At 70.5% G+C, this 21,277-nt stretch carries 17 protein-coding genes; 7 read left to right on the forward strand and 10 right to left on the reverse strand.

What is annotated here, in order from left to right; genetic code table 11:
- Nucleotides 1-11: 11 nt before the first annotated feature.
- Both V8201_RS17410 and V8201_RS17415 read right to left on the reverse strand, forming a co-directional pair.
- Nucleotides 12-1,862, reverse strand: a complete 1,851-nt coding sequence (locus V8201_RS17410; RefSeq protein ID WP_271301017.1) for a cation:proton antiporter — start codon at nucleotides 1,860-1,862, stop codon at nucleotides 12-14.
- A 66-nt stretch (nucleotides 1,863-1,928) separates the two neighbouring features.
- The gene (locus V8201_RS17415) at nucleotides 1,929-3,137 is read right to left on the reverse strand and encodes a hypothetical protein (RefSeq protein ID WP_271301018.1); all 1,209 of its coding nucleotides are present in this window, start codon (nucleotides 3,135-3,137) and stop codon (nucleotides 1,929-1,931) included.
- Nucleotides 3,138-3,320: 183 nt separating this feature from the next.
- Here V8201_RS17415 and V8201_RS17420 point away from each other — a divergent pair, with 183 nt between their 5' ends.
- Nucleotides 3,321-3,602, forward strand: a complete 282-nt coding sequence (locus V8201_RS17420) for a hypothetical protein (protein WP_271301019.1) — start codon at nucleotides 3,321-3,323, stop codon at nucleotides 3,600-3,602.
- 110 nt (nucleotides 3,603-3,712) lie between these two features.
- The gene (locus tag V8201_RS17425; RefSeq protein ID WP_336546075.1) at nucleotides 3,713-4,234 is read left to right on the forward strand and encodes a hypothetical protein; all 522 of its coding nucleotides are present in this window, start codon (nucleotides 3,713-3,715) and stop codon (nucleotides 4,232-4,234) included.
- A gap of 10 nt (nucleotides 4,235-4,244) precedes the next feature.
- Here the strand turns inward: V8201_RS17425 and V8201_RS17430 are convergent, their stop codons facing one another.
- Complete coding sequence (locus V8201_RS17430; RefSeq protein WP_268747110.1) at nucleotides 4,245-4,379, reverse strand: hypothetical protein; 135 nt, start codon at nucleotides 4,377-4,379, stop codon at nucleotides 4,245-4,247.
- 275 nt (nucleotides 4,380-4,654) lie between these two features.
- On the opposite strand from V8201_RS17430, the gene V8201_RS17435 reads away from it, so the two are divergent.
- Complete coding sequence (locus V8201_RS17435; protein ID WP_271301022.1) at nucleotides 4,655-5,479, forward strand: 23S rRNA (adenine(2030)-N(6))-methyltransferase RlmJ; 825 nt, start codon at nucleotides 4,655-4,657, stop codon at nucleotides 5,477-5,479.
- Here the strand turns inward: V8201_RS17435 and V8201_RS17440 are convergent.
- From V8201_RS17440 to V8201_RS17450, 3 genes are read right to left on the reverse strand one after another with little or no spacing between them, the layout of a single operon-like run.
- The gene (locus V8201_RS17440) at nucleotides 5,377-7,299 is read right to left on the reverse strand and encodes a TonB-dependent receptor domain-containing protein (RefSeq protein WP_336546076.1); all 1,923 of its coding nucleotides are present in this window, start codon (nucleotides 7,297-7,299) and stop codon (nucleotides 5,377-5,379) included. The genes V8201_RS17435 and V8201_RS17440 overlap by 103 nt on opposite strands.
- The gene (locus V8201_RS17445) at nucleotides 7,272-8,375 is read right to left on the reverse strand and encodes a TonB-dependent receptor plug domain-containing protein (RefSeq protein ID WP_336546077.1); all 1,104 of its coding nucleotides are present in this window, start codon (nucleotides 8,373-8,375) and stop codon (nucleotides 7,272-7,274) included. Before V8201_RS17445 ends, V8201_RS17440 begins: the two co-directional genes overlap by 28 nt.
- 49 nt (nucleotides 8,376-8,424) lie before the next feature.
- Nucleotides 8,425-8,970, reverse strand: a complete 546-nt coding sequence (locus V8201_RS17450) for a hypothetical protein (protein WP_271301025.1) — start codon at nucleotides 8,968-8,970, stop codon at nucleotides 8,425-8,427.
- A 473-nt stretch (nucleotides 8,971-9,443) separates the two neighbouring features.
- Here V8201_RS17450 and V8201_RS17455 point away from each other — a divergent pair, with 473 nt between their 5' ends.
- The 3 genes from V8201_RS17455 to V8201_RS17465 all read left to right on the forward strand — a co-directional run bounded on the left by V8201_RS17455 (nucleotide 9,444) and on the right by V8201_RS17465 (nucleotide 12,450).
- On the forward strand, nucleotides 9,444-11,309 hold the full coding sequence (locus tag V8201_RS17455) for a methyl-accepting chemotaxis protein (protein WP_271301026.1): 1,866 nt from the start codon (nucleotides 9,444-9,446) through the stop codon (nucleotides 11,307-11,309).
- 389 nt (nucleotides 11,310-11,698) lie between these two features.
- Entirely contained in the window at nucleotides 11,699-11,938 is a 240-nt protein-coding gene (locus V8201_RS17460) for a helix-turn-helix transcriptional regulator (protein WP_336546078.1), read from the forward strand.
- Nucleotides 11,935-12,450: a hypothetical protein gene (locus tag V8201_RS17465; protein ID WP_336546079.1), complete on the forward strand. Its 516-nt coding sequence runs from the start codon at nucleotides 11,935-11,937 to the stop codon at nucleotides 12,448-12,450. Before V8201_RS17460 ends, V8201_RS17465 begins: the two co-directional genes overlap by 4 nt.
- Nucleotides 12,451-12,504: 54 nt before the next feature.
- Here the strand turns inward: V8201_RS17465 and V8201_RS17470 are convergent, their stop codons facing one another.
- Nucleotides 12,505-12,999, reverse strand: coding sequence for a nucleoside deaminase (locus tag V8201_RS17470; RefSeq protein ID WP_336546080.1), 495 nt, complete (start codon nucleotides 12,997-12,999; stop codon nucleotides 12,505-12,507).
- Between the two features lie 281 nt (nucleotides 13,000-13,280).
- Here V8201_RS17470 and V8201_RS17475 point away from each other — a divergent pair, with 281 nt between their 5' ends.
- Nucleotides 13,281-14,747: an aminotransferase class I/II-fold pyridoxal phosphate-dependent enzyme gene (locus V8201_RS17475; protein ID WP_271301029.1), complete on the forward strand. Its 1,467-nt coding sequence runs from the start codon at nucleotides 13,281-13,283 to the stop codon at nucleotides 14,745-14,747.
- A 7-nt stretch (nucleotides 14,748-14,754) separates the two neighbouring features.
- Here the strand turns inward: V8201_RS17475 and V8201_RS17480 are convergent, their stop codons facing one another.
- From V8201_RS17480 to V8201_RS17490, 3 genes are read right to left on the reverse strand one after another with little or no spacing between them, the layout of a single operon-like run.
- Complete coding sequence (locus V8201_RS17480; RefSeq protein WP_336546081.1) at nucleotides 14,755-16,239, reverse strand: tryptophan halogenase family protein; 1,485 nt, start codon at nucleotides 16,237-16,239, stop codon at nucleotides 14,755-14,757.
- A gap of 38 nt (nucleotides 16,240-16,277) precedes the next feature.
- Entirely contained in the window at nucleotides 16,278-18,332 is a 2,055-nt protein-coding gene (locus V8201_RS17485) for a glucosidase family protein (RefSeq protein WP_336546082.1), read from the reverse strand.
- A complete protein-coding gene (locus tag V8201_RS17490) occupies nucleotides 18,329-21,187 on the reverse strand; it encodes a TonB-dependent receptor (protein WP_336546083.1) in 2,859 nt (952 codons plus the stop codon). Before V8201_RS17490 ends, V8201_RS17485 begins: the two co-directional genes overlap by 4 nt.
- Between the last annotated feature and the right edge of the window lie 90 nt (nucleotides 21,188-21,277).

Consider the following 21,277-nt stretch of genomic DNA (forward strand, 5'->3'; position numbering starts at 1 on the left):
GGGCGTCTTCGTCAGGCGGGCGTGGGCCGGCGCATCAGCAGCCGGCGCCAGCGTCCGCGTTTCGCCGCGACGGCGGGGGCGAGCAGCGCCGGGTAGAGCCGCACGACGAGGTCGCCGTCGCCCGGTGTCGTCGCATGTTCGGCGCCGAGAAACGCCAGCTCGCCGCCCTGCCGGACGAGCGCGACCGGCCAGCCCTCGTCGGCCGCGGCGGCCGGGGAGGGGGCATCGCGATAGGGTTCGACGACCAGCGACGCGCCCGCCTCCATCAGGTCGGCGAGCCGCTGGAAGGTCATGTCCTCGCCGATGACGATCTTGCCGCGCCAGTCGCGCGCCGCCTCGTGCCGCGTGCCGGCGCCCTCGGTGGCGAGCTGATGGACGCGCTCGCGCCCGAGTTCGGGGGCGAAGCGCGTGCAGACCAGCGCGTTATAGGCATCGTCCGGGGTCGCGGCGAGCATCTGTTCGACGTCGCGCAGGTCGACCACCTCCTCGCCGATCACCGACAGGATCTCGACGCGCAGGGTGCTGAGCCCGGCGAGCCGCGCCGCCTTGAGCGCCAGCGCCGACCGGTCGACGAGGATGACCGGCACGCCGGCGCCGTGCAGCGCCTCGCCGAGCCGCACCGTCCAGCGCGACGCGCCGACGATCAGCAGCCCGCCGCGCCCGCCGCTGGCGAGCTGCAACCGCCGGGCGAGCGGCGCCAGCGACAGGCCGTGGAGCAGTACCGTCGAGGCGATCACCGCGAAGACCAGGGGCAGGACGAGCCGCGCGTCGGGATAGCCCGCCTCGGCGAGCCGTTCGCCCGCGACGCCGGCGATCGCCGCGGCGACGACGCCGCGCGGCCCGATCCAGCCGACCAGCAGCCGCTCGCGCCAGCTCGCCTTCGCGCCGATCGTCGCCAGCCAGATCGCCAGCGGCCGCACGACGAACAGGATGACCAGCGTCGTCATCGCGATCGGCCAGCTCAGCATCGCGATCGTCGCCGGATCGATATTGGCGGTGAGCAGGATGAACAGGCCGGAGACGAGGAAGACGGTGAGCGATTCCTTGAACCGGCGCAGCTCCTGGAGGCCGGTGACGTCGATGTTGGCGAGGACGACGCCGAACAGCGTCGCGCCGACGAGGCCGGTCTCCGGCTGGATTGCCTCGCCCGCCGCATAGACGCCGAGCGCGCCGGCGAGCAGGATCGGCGTCTTGAGATATTCGGGTGCGAGGTCGCGCGCGAACAGCGTACGGATGCCGAACGGCACGACCAGCCCGAGCGCCGCGGCGAGTCCCGCGCCGAGCGCGGTATGCCAGGCGAGATGGAGGATCGCCGCGCTGCCGCTCATCGTCGTCGACAGAGTGAGATAGCTCAGCACGAGCAGCGTCAGCGTCGCGCCGATCGGATCGTTGACGATCGCCTCCCAGCGCAGGAAGGCCGCGGCGCGCGGTTCGAGCCGCGCCTGGCGGAGCAGCGGCATGATCACCGTCGGTCCGGTGACGACGAGGATCGCGCCGACGAGGATCGCCACCGGCCATGACAGGCCGGCGACCCAGTGACCGGCGAGCGTCCCCATCAGCCAGTTGAGCGGCAGCGCCACCGCGACGAGGCGGACGATCCCCGATCCCGCCGAGCGCAGCTCGCGCAGGTTGAGGTTGAGCCCGCCTTCGAAGACGATGATCGCCACCGCCATGCCGATCGCCGGCCGCATCACCTCGCCGAGCGCGGCGGACGGCCGGATGATGCCGCCGACCGGCCCGAGCAGCGCGCCGATCACCAGCAGCGGGATGATCGCCGGCACGCTCAGCTTCCAGCCGAGCCACTGGCCGAACACGCCGGCGACGGCGATGCCGACGACGAGCAGCAAAATGGTCTGTTCCACAACCGTCCCCCGGGGCGGAAGGTCGCCGCCCGACATGCACAAGCTGCGACGGCGAGGAACGTTGCGCTATAGCGTGCCGATCAGCGACGATGGCGTCAGCTCCGGCGCGACGACGACGAGGTCATAGCGGTGGACCGCGTCACGCCACGCCGGGCTTGGCAGCGGGGAGGCGGTCGTGCGCAGGCGCCGCAGGTCGATCAGCGTCCAGTCGCCTGTCCGGGTGTCGGCAGCGGAGGGCAGCGCCGGCGCCAGCCATGCGTAATCGGCATCGTCGGTCAGCACGAAAGGCTGGTGGCGGACCTGCCGGCCGACGCCCCCGTAGAGCGCGCGGACGCCGCGCGCGCCATAGACGGCGATATGGAGCGCACCGACGCCCTCTTCCCTGGCGTGTTCGGCGACGAAATCGCCGAGGTCGCGTTGCCCGAGCGCATTGATGCCCTTGCCCATATGGACGGCGCCGAATTTGAACAGCAGCCGGGGCGGCCGCGGCCGGGCGGCGAGATAGCGGAGCAGCGTCCGCTGCATCAGCCGCGCACGCCGGAAATTGGAGGCGCGGCCGTCCTCTTCCTGCCTCAGGTAGATGGCACGCGTCTCGCACAGCGCGTCGAACAGCGCCGCGACGTGCGCGCCCCCGTCGTGGAGGATCGCCGCATCGGTCTCGGCGAGTTGCCGGTCGTCGACATGATAGAGGAACAGGTCACCGGCCGCGCCGCTCGCGACCGCCCGGCGCGTCGCGGCACGGTCGGCAGCGGCGAGCCGCGCGATCGCCGCGCGCGCGATCGGCCCCGGCCGTGCGGCGCGCATCTGCTCGAACAGATAGCCCGGCGCGCCGAGAAACTCCTGGTCGAGGCCCCAGAGCTGAAAGTCCGGCCCGGCGAGCGCGGCGCAGGCGGCGGCCATATCGCTTTCGTCGCGGCCATTCTGGAAGGCGAAGGCATCGGGATGCGCGGTGAGGACGGCAGCGAGACGCGCGAGGCGATCGCCGCGCCGCAAATGGGCGTCGACCAGCCGCGCCGCTTCCGGCCCGATCTCGACCGCAAGCGCGTCGAGGCCGTCCGGCACCATCAGCCGACAGATGCCGAGGGTGAAGGCGGGGATCTCACGCGACAGATGATCCTCGCCGATCAGCACGTAGCGCGCGCTGCTAATCGCCTCGGCCAGGATCGCCGCCCCCGCGCCGTGCAGCCCCGCCGCATCGACCCGCAGCGTGGCGCGCGCCGCGTCCAGACCGACTGGTACCGCGTCCTCCTGCGCCGGGCCGGACGGGATCGTCACCGGCTGCATCCTCCCTCTGATGGCCTGCATGTGCTATATTCTTGTAACACACCGGTCAAGTCATGGGCGGGCGGATTTGCGCCACCCCGCGGGCGCGACGGCGGATTGCGGCAAATGGTTGCTGGCGCTTTAACGATGCGGGCGAGGGGGCTACAGGCAAGGGGCGGCAGACGGAGAGGCCCCTTGAACGACGAATTCGCCGAAGCCGTGGCCGGGACGCTGGCAGCCCAGGGGTTCGTGCTCGAAAACCTCTATGCGCTGCTGCTCGCCGGTGACCCCGATCCGGTCGCCGCCTGCCACGCCACCGCGCAGCATATGTTGCGGGACTTCGGCAGTCTCCGGCCGACCGGCGTCCAGACGATGAGCCACGCCGAGATCGAGCGGATCCGCCAGCATGCGCTCGACCGGCTGACCCGATTCTGGAACGGCGTCGAACGCCGGCTGACCGACCTGCCGCAGGACTGACCACGCGCGCCTCTCCGGCGCGTGCGACCGGCGGCGCTCCGGACCAAAGCCGATACGGATGATGGACAAAAGGGGTACGGGACGGGTAGCGCGCGCCGATGGCAGCGTTGATGTTCCTCCTGATCGCGATCCTTCTGGCCTTCGTCGGCGGCAACGGGCCGGGCTGGCTGGTCGCGATCGTCGTCACCGCGACCGCGGCGGGGATCACCCTGCCGGATCTCGACAGCCGCCTGCGGCTCGGGCACCGCAGCGCGCTGCTGCACGGCATCCTGCCCCCGGCGCTGGCGCTGCTCGATCAGCGGACCTGGGGGATCGCCGCGGGGCTCGGCTTCGGGATCGGCTGCCATCTCGTCGCCGATCTGTTTCCCGGCCGGATGCGCGGCTTCGCGACGATCAAGCTGCCGCTCTGGGGCGCGATCGGCGCGGGCTGGTCGTATCTGTGGATCATCGGCAATGCCGCGGGGACGTTGCTGGGCGGCCTGGTCGTGCTGCGCCGCATCGCCGACGGACGCGCGGTGGCCGGCGCGCTGGCCGGTGCCGGCATCGTCGGCGTCGCCTATCTGCTGCGCGCGGAGGGCGGCTGGCGGGCGCTGCTGATGCTCGCGCTGCTCGGCTGGCTGGCGACCCGCTAGCCGCCGCGGCTCACTCGCCGGCGCGCGACTGGTCGCGCCAGTCCTTGCCGTAGTTGAGGACATGTTCGCGCGCCGCGCGCGTGTTCGACTTGGACGCCAGCCCCAGCGCACCGATGACGCCGCTCGTGATCAGAACCAAAGCCATGTCGTCGTCTTTCCACTCGCCCGCCGGGACCAGCGCCGCTGCGGCGCCCGTCTTCCCGTCGGCATCCCCGGGTCCTACCCGCATCGGGCCGGTCCGGTCCAACGCAGAGTCGCGATGGCTGTCATCGAATTCCTGCGTAACGCCGGCGCCCGGCGCCGCGCGCCCGCTGGCGGCGCAAGGGCGTTGAAGCCGGCCGCGCGACTTTCTACGGGCAACGATCCTTTCGGCCGCTGCGCCCCCGGCGGCACGACAGAGGTGGAGGATATCGGGTCGCCGTGAATTATCGTCATTCCTTCCACGCCGGCAACAGCGCCGATGTCGTCAAGCACAGCCTGCTGATCGCGCTGGTCCGCGCGTTGCAGCTCAAGCCGGGGGCGCTGACGCTGATCGACACCCATGCCGGCTGCGGCCTGTACGATCTCGCCGGCGACGCGGCGCAGCGCACCGGCGAGGCAACGCAGGGCGTGCTGCGCGCGCTCGCCGCGGCGGACCCGTTGCTCGACGCGTATCGCGCCGTCGTCCAGGCGGTGAACGATACGGCCGAGCCGCGCTTCTATCCCGGTTCGCCAAGGCTGCTCGCGCAGCTGCTGCGACCGCAGGACGTGCTGATCCTCAACGAGAAACATCCCGAGGACGCCGAGACGCTGCGCCGCGTGATGCGCGACATCGCGGCGGTGCACCGGCGCGACGCCTATGAATTCTGGCTGGCGATGCTGCCGACGCGCACGCCGCGCGGCCTGGTGGTGGTCGATCCGCCCTATGAGCAGACCGACGAGCGCGAGCGGATCACCGCGACGCTCGCCGCGGCGCAGCGCAAATGGGCGCATGGCGTGACGATGATCTGGTTTCCGCTCAAGGACCGCGCGACGCATGCGCGCTGGACGGCGCAGCTGCGCCGGCTCGGCCTTCCCAAGCTGCTGCACGTCGCGCACTGGCTGTACGACGCGGAACAGCCCGGCCTCTACAACGGCGCGGGGCTGTTCATCGTCAACCCGCCCTATGCCTTCACCCAGCCGCTGCCGCCGCTGCTCGCGGCACTGCGCGCGGCGCTCGCGCCGGACGGGCACGACGGCACGCTCACCGCGGAATGGCTGGGGTGAGCGCATTCCCCGCGCCCAGCGCCCCGCCGCGGCGCACCCGCGGCGGGGCGTGTCGTCAGAAGCGCAGCCGCGCGCCGGCGTTGACGCGGCGATAGGTCAGGTTGCGGTTGATGAAGCGCGATTCCACGCCGCCATAGATCAGGCTGTCGGCGTCGGTCAGGTTGGTGATGTCGGCGAACAGCTGCAACGTCGGGTTGGAATTGTAGCGCAGCGCGACGTCGACCTGGCCGTAGGCGGCGTGGATCTGGTCGACGCCGGGGCCGCCCCAGTCGCACGCCATCGTCCAGCGCGAACGCCAATTGTACGACACGCGGGCCTCGAGCCGGCCATTGTCGTAGAAGCCGCTGGCATTGTACGCATCGGGCGAGATGCGGGTGAAGCCGCAGGCGCCCGGCTGATCGAGCAGACGCGGCCGGACATGCGTGTAATTGGCACTCGCCGAAGCCGGACAGCCAGCCGAACCGCGCGTCGAGCGTATATTGCGCCGTCACCTCCACGCCGTCGACGCGCCCGCGCGACTGGTTCACCGTCTGGGTGATGAAGACGCGCTCGGGCGCGATCGGCAGGCTCGCCGCGATGGTATGCGACTGGAAGAGGTTGGTGAGCTCTTTGCGGAAGCCGGCGACCGAGAGGTAGCTGACCTTCGACAGATACCATTCGAGCGACAGGTCGTAATGGGTCGCGAACTGGGGTTTCAGCGCCGGATTGCCAAGGCCAAGCGTCAGCCGCCCCGGCTCCCTGCCCCAATATTGGCCATAGCGCAGATCGTTGAGATCCGCGCGGGTCAGCGCGCGGCCGATCGCGCCGCGCAGCATCAGGTCGTCGGTGAGGTCCAGCGCGGCATTGGCCGAGGGCAGCACGGCGGTGTAATGCGCATCCTGCGCCTGCGGACCGGCGGGCGTATAGCTGAACACGTATTGTGTGCCGCCCGGCGGCAGCGTGATCGCGCTCACCGTCGATCCATAGCCGTGCGACACCGTGTCGACATGAACGATCCGCACGCCGACATCGCCCGACAAGGCCCCGTGCGCCAGCGTCGGGTCGACGAAGCCCGCTGCGACGCGTTCGCGCGTCGAGAAGCTCGCGCCGGGATCGAAGACGAGCGCGAGCGGGCCACCGGGGATCTGCAGATCGGACTGGATCAGCGTGCAATTGCCGGTACAGCGCGTGGTGCTATCGGCACCCGTCGTCGGCAGATAGCTGGCGCTATACTGGCCGCGGCGGTTGAGCTGGTCGGGGCGCGACATCCAGGCGATCAGCGTGCGCGGATCGTAACCGAAGAACTGGCGGCTCGGCGGCTGCACCGCGCCGCGCAGGAAGTCGCGCCCCAGCGTCATCGGCCGCAGCAGCGCCGGATCGACCGGGAAGGTCAGCGTGTCATAGGGATCGGACCGCGAACTGACGTTATCCTGCCCCTTGCTGCGGTCCTGGTAATCGGCGCCGAGGCTGATCCCGGTCAGCCCGCTCGTACCATGGTGCCAGCGGCCGACGAGCTGCGCCTCGGTCAGCCTGTCGTCGACCGTCTGGCCCCAATTGCCCGCATAGCCGAAGCGGATCCGGGCGGGGTCGGTGAACATCGTGTCGCTGGTCGCGATCTGCGGACTGGCGTGGGCGAGCGCATAGCTGACGTCGTTGGCGGCGTAATTGCCGATCAGCACATAGGGATCGAAGCGCTTGTCGCCCTTGGCGCGGCCGCGCGACAGATCGGCGGTGACGGTGATCGTCGCGGCGGGCCGCCACAGCGCATTGACGCCGACGTCATAGCTTTCGGCGAGCCGGTCGCGCGCGCGGATCACCGACAGGTTCTGCGGCTGCGCCACCGTTCGCCCGGCAAGCACCGCGGCGACCGCAGGAACGCCTGACCCGGATAGGTGCCGGCAGTGACGATGCCCTGCCGGTCGACGACCGGGTCGATGATCGTATTGCCGAAGACGAGGTTGACGATCGAATCGTCGATCCGCTGGTCGAGCCGCGTGTAGAAGCCGTCGACGCTGAGCGTCAGCGACGCCGCGGGCTTGTACTGGATCGCGATGCTGCCGAACGTCCGCTTGGTGCCGCCGCCATAGGTGCCGTAGCTCGCCTGGCGCGGTCCCGCGAGCCGCTCGGTCGTCGCCACCGGCGCGGTGGCGGAGCCGCGGATGACGTTGAAGTCGGCATCGTCCCACTGGCTGATGCGCGCGTAATCGCCCGAGGCGCGCATGTCGACGTAGGAGCCGGCGACGAGCATGCCGAACGTCTGCGCCGGATTGACCCAGGCATAGAGGCCGCTGACATTGGGGCGGACGTTATGGACGCGCTCGGCGAGCATGCCGCTGACCGACAGCGCGCCATAGGTCTTGCCGATGGTCAGCGGGCGCGGCGTCAGGATGTCGACGGTGGCGCCGATGCCGCCTTCTGTCAGGCCGGGCAGCATCGTCTTGTTGACGTCGATCCGCGCGATCATGTCGGCGGGCAGCACGTCGAAGTTGAAGCTGCGTCCGCGGCCGCCGCCATCCGCCGACCAGGCGCCGGTGTCCGAGGGCAGGGTGCGGCCGTTGAGCAGCACGTTGGTGAAGTCCGGGCCGGGTCCGCGCGCCGCGATCTGCTGGCCGAGGCCGAGGCCGGAGTCGCGCACCACCTGTACCCCGGGTACGCGTTGCAGCGATTCGGCGATGTTGGTCTCCGGGAATTTGCCGGCATCCTCGGCGGAGATGCTGTCGATGACGTTGGCGGCCCGCCGCTTGGCCGACAGTGCCGAGGCGAGGCTGGCGCGGATGCCGGTGACGACGATGTCGTGCGTCTCGCCGTCGTCCGGCGCCGGCGTCGCCGCGCCCGCCGCTGGCTGCTGCGCCACCGCCGTCGCCGGCGCGAGCGTCGATGCGCCCGCCAGCACCGTCCACCATGGCGTCGTCTTCATGTCCGTCCCCCTCTGTGTTGATTGTGTGCTCGGACTGCCGTGCGGCGGGTCAGACCTGGATGCGCACCGGCGCGCCGCGCTGGCCGAAGCCGATCGGCTGCACCGCGATGGTCGCCGCGCCGGTCCCCGCCGGCAGCGCGGTCGGGCTGTAGAAGGCGCTGCCGTCGATCCGCCCGATCCAGTCGCGGCGGCCGTCGTCGGTGTGGCGGACGATGTCGTACCGCCACGAGGCGATCCGTGGGGCAAGCGGCACGGTCGAGCGGACATAGACCGCATCGCCGTCGCGGTCCGGCGCATAGGCCATCAACCGTTGGAAAGCGTCGCCCGGCTGGGGCAGCAGCGGCAGCACGGGGGCGACCGCAGCGGTCGCCGCGCTGATCGCCGGCTCGGCTGCGGCGGCATGGGCCGTCGCGGTGGCATCGCTGCTGTCCGGCGCATTGCGCTCACCACATCCCGCCAGCATCGCACCGATCGACGCTGCGGACAGCAAGCTGAGGCCGTCGACGACCAATTGCCGGCGCGAGGGCGCCGCGGAGTCGCCCGGTGCGGCGACCGGATCCGCCTCGTTCGGCACCGGTGATTGCAGTTGATCCATCCGTCCCCTCCCGCCGGTCGTTGCCGGGCTGTGCGATGACGCGTCGTCGGATCGGCTCCGCCACCTGTATGGGGAGATCATAGAGAAAGTTCGGACCACATCGCGCAATGGCCATAAAATGGTTACATGGGTCGCGCTTCTTCAAATGGATCAGACACTTGTCGTCGTCTTCGGAGAGGCGGCGTCCGTCTTGCCAAGGACTTGCATGCAGCACGGGCTGTCGATCGTGGGATCGCTGCGGACCGGTTGGCGGTGCCATGCCGACCAATCCCGCTTCCGCCGCATATCGCCGGCAGCGCCCGAATGCGGCGTGACGCCGCTACAATGAGCGCAGGTGATTGGCGGAAGGCAGACGGCATGCGGACGACGAGCGGTATCGGGGGCATGGCGAGGGCCGGGGTCGGTCGTCAGGATACCGCTACCATGCGCCCCGGCGCACCGCGCAGGCACGCCCCGGTGACGGGGGCAGGCGCGTGACCGCGTTCACCAATCTGTCGATCGCCAGGAAGCTGATCGTCTGTTTCGCGATCCTGCTCGCGGTCGTGATCGGCACCGAGGTCGTGATCTATGGCCGGTCCAACGTGGTCAAGGCGTCGATCGCGCATAACGTCCACAGCGACGCGGTGCTGGTCACGCTCGGTCGGGTGAGCGGGGAGATCGTCAGCCAGCAATCCGCCTTCCGCGGCTATCTGCTGGCGGGCGACGCGTCGTTCCTCGACACCTACCGGCAGCGCGGGCGCGACTTTGCCGCCGCGCTGGACGAGGCGCGCCGGCTGCTGGCGGACAATCCGCGGCAGGAGGCGCGGCTCGACCAGGTCCGGCGGCTCGCCGACGACTGGCACGATCATGTCGTCGAGCCCGCGATCGGCCGGATGGCCGACGGGCAGACGATCGATGCGGTGCGGCGGATCACGCTGCAAAGCCCGGGCCGTGCGCTGATGGACCGGCTTAACGCCGAATTCGACGCCATCCAGGCCGAGGAGAACCGGCTGCAGGTGATGCGCCGGGCCGAGCAGACGGCGGCGATGACCACCATCGTGCGGGTGCGGATGATCTGCTTGATCCTCGTCATCCTGATCGCGATCGCCGCGGCGGTCGGCATGAGCCGGACGATCGCCGATCCGGTGCGCGCGGTCGCCGACCAGCTCGGCACGCTCGTCACCCCCGTCGCGGTCGCGCGCCGCGACGAGGTCGGCCGGATGCAGGGCAGCGCGCAGGCGGTCGAGGCGGCGTTCCGCGACGTGTCGCGGGTGATCGCCGCGATCGCCGCGGGCGATCTGTCGGCGACGCTCGAACGCGATTACGGCGGCCTCGGCAGCGAACTCGGCCAGTCGCTCGCGCTGATGGTGCAGCGGCTCAACACCGTCGTCGGCGGCACGCACGGCACCGCGCAACAGGTCGCCGCGGTCGGCCAGCATCTGGCGTCCTCCGCCGATCAGATGAGCCAGGGCGTCACCGAACAGGCCGCGGCCGCCGAACAGGCCTCCGCCGCGATGGAGGAGATGGCCGCCAACATCAAACAGAATGCCGACAATGCGCGCACCACCGAGACGATCGCGCGCCAGTCGGTCGAGGCGGCGGAGCGCAGCGGCGCGGCGGTGAGCCATGCCGTCACCGCGATGCGCACGATCACCGACAAGATCGGCTTCGTCCAGGAACTGGCGCGGCAGACCGATCTGCTCGCGCTCAACGCCGCGGTCGAGGCGGCGCGCGCGGGCGATCACGGCCGGGGCTTCGCCGTCGTCGCCGCGGAGGTGCGCAAGCTCGCCGAACGCAGCCAGGCCGCCGCGGCGGACATCTCGGCGGTGTCGGGCGATACGGTCGGCGCGGCGGCCGAGGCGGGGACGATGCTGACGCGACTGGTGCCCGAGATCCGCCGCACCGCCGAACTGATCGCCGAGATCAGCGCCGCCTGTCGCGAACAGGATGTCGGCGCCGGTCAGGTCAGCGAGGCGATCCAGCAGCTCGACGCGGTGACGCAGCAGAATGCCGCCGCGTCGGAGGCGATCGGCACGACCGCCGCGACGCTCGCCGATCAGGCGCTCGCCCTGCAGCGCGGCATCGCCTTCTTCCGCACCACCGCCGCGGCGTCCAATGCGGCGTCCGGCGCCGGCGCGGATGCCGCCCGGCCGCGGCCCGCGGTGGCGACGCCGCGCGCCGCACCGCGGCCGACGCCGCCCGCCGCACCGCAGCCGCCGGCGCTGCGCGGCGTCCGCACCGCCCGGCTGCTGACGCCGCAGCCGGGCCAGAAGGCGAATACGCCGCAGGTCCGCGGCTTCGCGCTCGACCTCACCGTCGGCGACGCCGATCCCGAGGATGCGGAATTCGAACGGATGTGAGGTGCGGCGGGTCGGCAGGGCGGGTCGCTCGGGGTGGTCGCTGATAGCGGCGGAACGGCGGCGGGCGCGTGACGACGGACGCTGCGGGCGGCCGCGCTCCGGCTCGGGGCGCGCGCGCTGAGGAGCGAAGCCGAAGCGGTGGTGCCAGACGGGCGAGCGCATCCCCAGCGCATCAGACGCCGCCACGTCGGGAGTGGGCGTCAAGCCACCATCCGGACCGAACGCTCCACTTCCGCCCGGACCCGCCCCCTTCCCCCATCGTGCGCTAACCCGCAGCGGCGTTCGCCAGCGCTTTCTCTTCGATGACACAGACTGATAAGCGATTGACTCTGCCGCCAACCCGTTGTGTAAACACAACGATCCGGGTGGTCAGGGGTACGAGCAAACAGATGTACAACAGGATCGCCGTCTTCCGTGCCGAATATAAGCTGTCGCGCCGGCAGCTTGCCCAGGCCGTGGACGTCAATCCCCAGACGATCGGCTATCTCGAGCGCGGCGACTATAAGCCGAGCCTCGAATTGGCGCTCAAGGTCGCCGCGGTGTTCCACGTTCCCGTGGAGCTGATCTTTTCGCTCACCCCGTTCGAAGCAATAGGCACCAGCCTCCGGCGAATGGGAGTCGAACAATGAGCGACCGGCAGCACCGTTTCCTGGCCTGGCTCGATCGATCGGTGATGTGGACCGGCGTGCCGGCCATGGCGGCGGGCACGCAGCGCAAGCGGCATCTGCGCTGGCCGCCCGTCGTGGCGCTGGTCCTGGCGAGTGGAGGATTGATCTGGTGCGTCACAAATCCGGCGCACGATGTCTTTATCGGCTCGGTACTCATCATCGTCGGCTTCTCTATCGCCAATCTCATGCCGATCTGGGGTCCGCTGCGCCGCTTCAGCGAACGGGCGGACGAATTCGAGCGCCAGCAACGGCGCGACTCCCTTCTGGTCGGATTGACGACCGTGGCTCTGGCGGGGTTCGTCGGCATATGGCTCACGGTCAGCCTCATGGCGATGCAGATCTGGTCGGCCGCAGTCGCCCAGCAGGAACTGATCTCATTCGCTTTCTATATGATGGCGCTTTTCGGTGCCGTACCGACGCTTCACGCAAGCTGGCACACGCGACCGCTCGCCGACGAGGATGAGCGCTGCTAGTGACGGCACGACGGGGGGACGCCGATCGGCCCCCCGCCGCCAATCGGCCACGCCTCACAGATTCGCCTGTTCCGCCTCCGGCAGGTCGGCGTCGGGGCCGTAATAGAGCGTCGCGCAGTCCGCGGCGAGGCAGCCGCCTTCGATCGTGATGTCGTCGCGATAGGCGTCGGCGATGAAGGACAGGGTGTCGACGTGCCGCGCCTCGAAATACATCGGATGGACGTCGTCGCGGCCGGCGCCGTAGACGACGCGGCCGACCTTCGACCAGATCGATGCCATCGTGCACATGCCGCACGGCTGCAACGTCGAATAGAGCGTCGCGCCGCGCAGTTCGAGATCGCCGATGCCTTCGCAGGCGCGGCGAATCGCCATCATCTCGGCATGCGCGGTGGCGTCGGGCAGTTCGTGCGTCTGGTTGCGCTCCGCCGCGATCACCACGCCGTCGCGTACGATCACGCAGCCGAGCGGCGAGGTCGACGGGTGCGAGCCCTTGGAGCGGGCGACCGCGATCGCCTCGCGCATCCAGGCTTCGTCCTCTTGGCTGATCATGGCGCTCCCCGGATGGCATGGCCGCCGCGCCGCGCCGCGCCGCGCCCGCGGCGACGCGAGCGGGCCGCGACCGGCACGGCGGGAGAACGAGGCGTCGCGACCGGCGTTCCGCCAACGGCGATGCGTCTTGATCCGGCTCAACCAGAAAAAGCTGCAATAGATCAGTATCCTATGTGGCTGATCGGCGAAATCGCGCGTTGCACCCGCATCGAAACCTCCCCGGGCGCTGACCTCCACACCCACCGCCAGCGATGCGCCGCGGCTCTAGCGGATATGCGACGATGGATCAGCAGCAGGCCCCCTTGCTCGAGGCGCTGAAGCAGCTCGAGCGACATCCCATCCACGGCTTCGGCGCGCCCGGCCATCATCAGGGCGTCGCCGTGCCGAAGGAGGCGAAGGCGCTGCTCGGTGCCCGGCTGTTCGCGGCGGATGTCATCACGCCGAAGGGGCTCGACGACCGGACCGAGGGCGCACACGTCCTGCAACGCGCGCACGAGCTCGCCGCGGAGGCGTGGCAGGCGGATTTCTGCCGCTTCGTCACCGGCGGCTCGACGCAGAGCCTGCATACCGCGCTCGCCGCGATCGCGCGGCCCGGCGACACCGTGCTGTTCGCCGCCAACGTCCACAAGGCCGAGCGGGCGCATGCGCTCGCGGCCGGGCTCGATGCGGAGATCGTCCCCGTCCTGATCGATCCGCGATGGGATATCGAACATGGCGTCACGGCCGCCGATCTGCGCCGGGCGCTCGACGATCATCCGGCGGCCAAGGCGGTCGTCGTCGTCTCGCCGACCTATTATGGCGTGACCAGCGATATCGCGGCGCTCGCCGATCTGTGCCACGGGCGTGGCATCCCGCTGATCTGCGATGCCGCCTGGGGCGGCGCCTTCGCCTTTTGCGAGGCGCTGCCGGACGATCCGCTGACCAAGGGCGCGGATATCGCCGTCTATAGCCTGCACAAGACGATGGGCGCGCTGACGCAGGGGTCGGCGCTGCTCGCCAAGGGCGGGATCGTCGATCTCCAGCGGCTGTGGCTCGCCTATGAGCTGTTCGAGACGACCAGCCCGTCGGTGCCGATCCTCGCCAGCCTCGATGCGGTGCGCCGCGAGCATGCCACCAACGGCGAGGCGCTGTGGACGCCGGTCCTCGCGCTCGCCGACCGGCTGCGCGCGCAGCTCGCCGCGATCGACGGGCTGCGCGTCTTCACCGATGCCGACGTGCCGATCGACAGCGCGCTGGATGCGACCAAGGTGCTGATCGACGTCTCCGCCTGGGGCGTCACCGGCTATGCGCTCGACGACTGGCTGGTGGCGCGGCATCGGGTCAGCGTCGGCCTGTCCGATGCGCGGCATCTGCTCGCGGTGCTGTCGCTCGGCACGACGGCGCGCGACGTCCGCGCGCTGGTCAAGGGCCTGCGCGACGCCGCCAGGCAGATCGCGGCCGGGACCAGCGGCCTGCCGCCGGCGCCGGCGCAGCTGCCCGCGATCGGCACGCTGTCGGTGACGATGCAGGACGATCCCGCCGCGGCCTTCTTCGGCGCGACCGAGCTGGTGCCGATCGAGGCGGCGGCCGGGCGGGTGGCGGCGGAGATGATCGCGCCCGCGCCGCCCGGCGTGCCGCGGCTGGTGCCGGGTCAGCGGATCGAGCCGGCGCATGTCGCCTGGCTCGTCGCGCAGCGCGACGCGGGCGCCTTCTTCCTCGACCCGATCGATCCGAACCAGCGCCGGCTGCGCGTCGTCGCAACCGGCTGAGCGGGCGCTAGCGGCCGGCGCCGATCGGCGGCAGCGTCGCGGCGGTCCGCGCGATCTCGGCGCGCACGGCGGCGAGGCCGGCGAGAGTGTCGTCGCGGCTCTGCGCGCCGATCAGCGGATTATAGTCGCCGGCGCGCTCGCCCTGGCCGTCGAGCACGGCGAACCAGCTCGCCTCGCGGAACAGTTCGTCGCTCGTCAGCACGATCCGGCCCGAGCTGCGGAAATGGTCGAGCCGCTCGGCGAGCGTGTCGGGGATCGCCATCGTCTGGCGTTCGCGCCACATCGGCTCGGTGCGGCCCTGCGTCGCGCGATAATGGAGGATGAGGAAGTCGCGGATATCGTGCATGTCCTGCGCGAAGACGCGGTTGAACTGCCGCGCCAGCAGCGGCGAACAATCGGCGGCGGGGAAGAGCGACAGCAATTTGGCGATGCCGCTCTGGATGAGATGGATGCTGGTCGATTCGAGCGGTTCGAGAAAGCCCGAGGCGAGGCCGATCGCGACGACATTGCCGCGCCACGCCTGCCGGCGGAGCCCCGGCGTGAAGCGGATCAGCCGCGGCTCGGCGGTCGCCGGCCCGTCCATCCCGGCGAGCAGCGAGGCGCGCGCCGCCTCCTCGTCCTGGAAGCGGCTGGCGAAGACATAGCCGTTGCCGACGCGATGCTGGAGCGGGATGCGCCAGCGCCAGCCCGCCTCCGCCGCGGTGGCGCGGGTGAAGGGCGTGGGCCGCGGCTCGGGCGCGCTCGGTGCCGCCCAGGCGCGGTCGCAGGGCAGCCAGTGCGACCAGTCGTCATAGCCGACGCCGAGCGTCTCGCCGATCAGCAGCGCGCGCAGCCCCGAACAGTCGATGAACAGGTCGCCGGCGACGACCCGCCCGTCGTCGAGCGTCAGCGCCTCGACGAAGCCGCTGTCGCCATGGCGGGTGACCTGCGCGACCGTCCCGGCGATCCGCTGCGTGCCGCCGCGCTCGGCGAGGCCGCGCAGGTGACGCGCATAGAGGCCGGCGTCGAAATGATAGGCATAGCCGAGGGTCGACAGCAGCGAGCGGCGGTCGGCGACGGGCCGCGCGAAGCGGCCGGCGCGGGCGATCTGCGCGGTGAGCGAATAGGCTTCGGTCGCGGCGGTATCGCCCTCGGCGCGGCCGCGGATCAGGCGGTGGAGGAACATCGCGCCGTCACCCGCCGGGCCGAACGTGCCGAAGGGATGGAAATAGCGGCTGCCCGCGCCGGTCCAGCCGGTGAACTCGATGCCGAGCTTCACCGTCGCCTTGGTCTCGGCCATGAACCGCGCCTCGTCGAGGCCGATGATCTGGTTGAACCAGTGGATGGTCGGGATCGTCGCCTCGCCGACGCCGATCGTGCCGATCGCCTCGGATTCGACCAGGGTGATCGCCACGCCTTGCCCCGCCAGCGCGCGCGACAGCGCCGCGGCGGTCATCCAGCCGGCGGTGCCGCCGCCCAGGATCACGATGCGGCGGATGCGCGGTGCGGTCATGACCTCAGCCTAATCCACCTCTCGAAGCAGCGCGAGCCTCACCCGGAGGTGCAGCGCGCGCCATCCGCCGGCCGGCGCAAAGCGAGATAGACGGTGCTCCACAATTGCGCGGCGTTGGATTCGTCGACGTCCGCGCCCGCCGCGCCGAACGGCACGACCTGATAGCGCCCCCCGGCATAGCGCCACGACCAGAGCTCCGAACTCTGCACCGCCCGCGTCGCCTCGATCCCGTCCCACAGGCACGCCTGCGCCTGCGCCAGCGCCGCGCGCGTCGGCGCCGACAGGTCGCGCCGGTCGAGCTGGCGGGCGAGGCCGGCTGCGACCAGCGCCTGCTGCCAGCTCCACACGACGGTACCGTGATAGGCGTTGGCCGAGAAGCGCCGCTGGATCGCCGCGCCGGCGAAGGCGGGGTTGGCGACGAGCATCCCCGCGCCGGTGCGCAGCCCGGCGGGGAAGGGGCGGGCGAAGGTCGCCGCCATCACCTGCAACGCCGCTTCGGCCGGCCGGTCGAACAGCAAGGCGAAGCCGGGGTCGCTGTTCTGCACCGGGATCGGCCGGCCGGCGGCATCGAGGGCGATCGCCGGGAAGCGCAGCCCGGTGGCGGGGATCGCCTGCACCGCCGGCGCATCGGGCACGCCGATCGCGCGGGCATAATCCGTCACCTGCCGACGGGCGGTGTCCGCGGGCAGCGTCACGTCGAACAGCGACGGCGCCTGCGCGCGCCACGCCGCGGCGATCCGCGCGGCCTGGGCGAAGGGTGCGGCGTCGCCCGCGGCGAGATAGGGTCGCAGCAGCCCGCTCGCCTGCAACGCCACCGCCGCGTCGAGCGCCGCGGGGACGAGCACCGCATTGACGTCATAGGGAATGCGCCCGCCGGCGAGCCCGTCGTTGCTGTCGCGCCATTCGCCGGCGTCCATCCCCGGCTTGAGCGCGATCAGCCGCGCAGGCGCCGGATCGCGCGCGAAGGGCGCCGCCCGGGCGAGGACGAAGCGCAGGTTGCGGACCAGCCGCGCCCCCGCCGTCTCGCCGTCGACGCGCTGCGCCAGATAGGCCGCCGCCCGCGTGCGCCCGCGCGGATCGTCGAGCAGCCAGGCGCGGGCGACCGGCGCCAGCATATAGTCGCTGTCGACCATGTTGTAATTGTACACCGGCGCAGCGGAGGAACTGCCGTCGCTCTTGCGGTGATCGAGGATCGCGAATTCGCCGATATCCTCCTCATGCGCCACCTCGCCCTCGCGCGAGAGGCGGGCGAGCACCGAGGTCAGCCCGGTCTCGACCGCCTGCGGTTGCAGCGCCGGCATCAGCAGCCGCACCGACATCAGCGTGTCGCGCCCGAAATAGGTGTCGAAGCGCCACGAGCCGGCCAGGAACTTCTCGCGATAGCTGAGGAAGGTCAGCGCGTCGCGTGCGCCCGCGTCGGGCTGCGCATGCGCATTGAGCAGATCGTCGCCGCCCCGCGGGGTGAGCGGCGTCTCGCCGGTCAGCGCGGTGACGGCGAGGCGGATGACGCCGTCCGCGCCCGCGAGGATCGCGCCATCGGCGATGCGCCCGCCGACGACGGTCATCGCAAGATCATAGCCCGCCGCGCCGTCGAGCCGGTCGCGCGACCAGTGGATAGCGTTGCCGGTGGTGGCGGCGGTGGTCAGCACCTCGGCCGGCGCCTTGCCGAGCGCCTGATAGTCGCGGATCACGCGGATGCTCGACAGCACCGCCTGCTGCGGCACCAGCCTGGCGGCGGGGATCGCGACGGTGAAGCGCACGCCGTGCAGCGGGCGGCCGCGCGCGTCCGCCTGCGTCACCGGCTGCGGCTGCCCGGCCAGCGTCCATTGCGCCGCGCCGGCGAGCGGCGCGAACCAGAGCGCGACGCCGCTATTGCCCGCCGGGAAGGCGACGAGCAGCCGCGGCACCTTCCCCGATCGCAGCACGACATGCGCCGCGACCGGCCCCGATCGCACGAAGCTGTTGAGGTTGAGCCCCTCGCGCACGCCATACTGCTGCACCGGCGTCGCGCCGGTCAGCGCCACTGCCGCGGCGGCAACGAGCGGCGCGCGCCGCACCGTCGCCAGCCACCGCGCACCCGTCCGCCCGCTCACAGCTTGAGCGTCGCGCTCATCAGCGCATTGCGACCGACGATCGCGCGGCCGTAGAAATAGCCGTCGGTGATCGTCTGCGTCTGCCCCTGGCGCGGATTGCCCTCGGTAAAGCCCTTGGCGTTGGTGAGGTTGTCGACGCTGACCGTCAGGTTGAGGCGCGGACTGACGTCGACGCTCGCACCGACGGTGAAGACGCTGTACGCCGGCAGCGCGATGCCGTTGCCGCTGTCGGCGAAGATCTTGCCGACATATTTCCACCGGCCGTAGATCTCGCCGAACCCGCCCGGCAGGATGAACGACGGCGTGACGGTCAGCAGCTTCTTGGGCGTGCGTTCGGGGGTATTGCCCTCATATTGCGTCTGCGCGACCCCGTCGAAGCGCAGGTTGCTGAGCTTGGGGTCCTGATAGACGCCCTGCGCATCGATGCTGAAGAAGCTGACCGGGCGCAGCGTCGCATCGACCTGCACGCCGTTGGTGAAATTGTCGGCGAGCGCGTTGCTCGCCACCGCCGGATTGTCGGGGTTGATGAACTGATAGGATTGGTCACGGAATTCGGTGCGGAAGCCGATCACCGAGGCGTTGAACATCCGCGACTTGAACCGCACGCCGCCTTCGTAGAGCGTCAGGCCGGTCGGTTTGTGCGTGCCGCCGGTATCGCCCCCGTTGGTCTGGAAGCCGTGCGCGCCGCGGACGTAGAGCGCGATATGATCGGTCAGCTCGTAATTGATGCCGCCGGTATAGGCCCAGTCGGAATAATTGGCGCTCTGCCGCGTATAGGTGCCGTCGAAGGTGCTGCCGACATTGTCGTAGAGACCGGGCGTGCCGGCGGGGACGAGCGCGTTGGTCGTGGCGGTGTTGCCGATCGCGACGCGGACGTGCTGATGCTCGTAGCGCGCGCCGAAGTCGATGTGCAGCCGGTCGCCGATGGTCAGTTCGTCGTTGAAATAGCCCGACAGCGACGTCACCTCGTCGTTGAACAGGCCCTGGCCCCAATTGCCGTAATTGACCAGGCCGTTGTTGGTCAGCGCGCCGAGCACGCCGCCCGAGGCATCGAGCGCGACCATGTCATAGACGTTGGAATCGTTGCGCACGTCGTTGAGCACGGTGGCGACCGCCGACTGGTCGTTGCGCCGGCGGACGTTGTAGACCATGCCGCCGACGGTCAGCGAGTTCTGGAAGCCGCCGCTGCCCGCATCCCATTTCGCGCCGAAGTCGCTGCCGAAGTCCTTGGTGGTCAGCGTCTGGTGGTTGAGCACCGTCTGCTGGAGCAGGCCGTTGCCGTTGAGCGCGTTGAGCGTCGCGGTGTCGGACGCGGCGATCACCTGCCCGGTGCGGATGTTGCGCAGGCCATATTGCGCGACCGTCGGGAAGCGGATCTGCGCGACCTGGAAATAGGTCAGCGTCGTGCCGTTGAGCGGGGTCAGCCCGGCGAGCGGCGAATTGGCCGGCGTCAGGTAATTGAGCGCGGAGGTCAGCCCCGCGGTGCCCGATCCGCTGCCCGGGAAGATGCCGTTGAAATCGTACGATCCGTCGAGATAGCGCGCGCGCCCGAACAGCCGCACGCTCGAGCTGACCGGCAGCTCGACGTCAACCCGATAGGTGGTCGACTTGACGTGGACGCCGTCCGCCGAGCTGAACCGGCGCAGCGACTGGCCGGTCGCCGGCGCGTCGGGGACGAGGAACTGGGTGAAGCCGCGCCCGCCGACATCGTCGCGCTTGAGGTCGAGGCCGGGGACGCTGCTGATCGTGCCGTCGCTGGCGACGCGGAACGGCATGTCGGCATAATAAGGGAAATGCTTGTCGCCGTGCTTGACCGTCAGGCGGAACAGGCCGCCGCTGTCGAACTTCTTCTCCAGCATCGCCTTGACGTCATAGGCGTTGAAGGTGAACGGCGTGCGCCGGACGCCCTTCTGCGAGGTGATATAGCCGCCGACGTTGAACGCCCAGCCGTCGGCGATCGGCGCGGAGAAATAGCCGTCGGCGCGCAGGTCGCCATAGCTCGCGCCGGTATAGCGGACCATCGCGGTCGCCTTGTCGTGGTCGGGCTTCATGGAGATGAAGTTGATCGTCGCGCCCGCGCCGTTCGGCGCCAGCACGCCCGAGGTGCCGCCCTCGACCGCTTCCAGCCGGTTGATCGTGATGTCGTTCTGGAAATAGAAATCGGCGCCGCTGCCGCCGTAGAGGATCGGCATGCCATCCTCCTCCAGCGTGATGAACTGCTGGCTGCCGCCGCGCAGGCCGCGGACCGAATAATTGTTCGAGATCGGCCCGGCGGTGCCCTCGACGAACACGCCCGGTACCAGCTCGAGCGTCTCGGCGGTCGAGCGCGGCGCCTTGCGCAGCAAGTCCGCGGCGCTCGCCAGCGTAACGTTGGACGAGGAATTGAACAAGGTGCGCCGGTCCGAGGTGTTGCCGGTGACGATGATGTCGTTCTGCGGGCTGTCGGCCGCCGCATTGGTGTCGGCGGGGTCCGTCTGCGGCGTGGCGTCGGTCGCGGTCGCCGGCGCGGTGTCCTGCTGCGGCGCATAGGCGATGGTGTGTGCCACGCCCGGCCTGCTCGCGGCGATCACCGCGGTGCGCCCGTCGAACGACACCAGCCGCAGCCGCGTCGTGCCGATCAGCCGGCGCAGCCCGTCCTCGATCGGGAGCTGTCCCTTGACCGCGGCGACGGTCTCGCCGCGGGTGACGTCGCTCGGCGCGAGGATCTGGATGCCCGCCTGTTGCGCGAAGCGGACGAGGCCGGTCGCGGCCGGCTGGCGCGGCACGTTGAAGCTCCGCACGCCGGTCTGCGCCGCGGCGGCGGGCGTCGCAAACCCGGCGGCGATCGCGACGACCGATACGAGCGGCAGACTCAAAAACTGGCTGTTGCGCATCACACACCCCTCCTGAACGTTTTTTTCGATGCGCTTCATCCGGCGCTGATCGTAGGATGGGCCGGCGCGCGA

Source organism: Sphingomonas kyungheensis (assembly GCF_037120395.1).
Lineage (GTDB): Bacteria > Pseudomonadota > Alphaproteobacteria > Sphingomonadales > Sphingomonadaceae > Sphingomonas > Sphingomonas kyungheensis.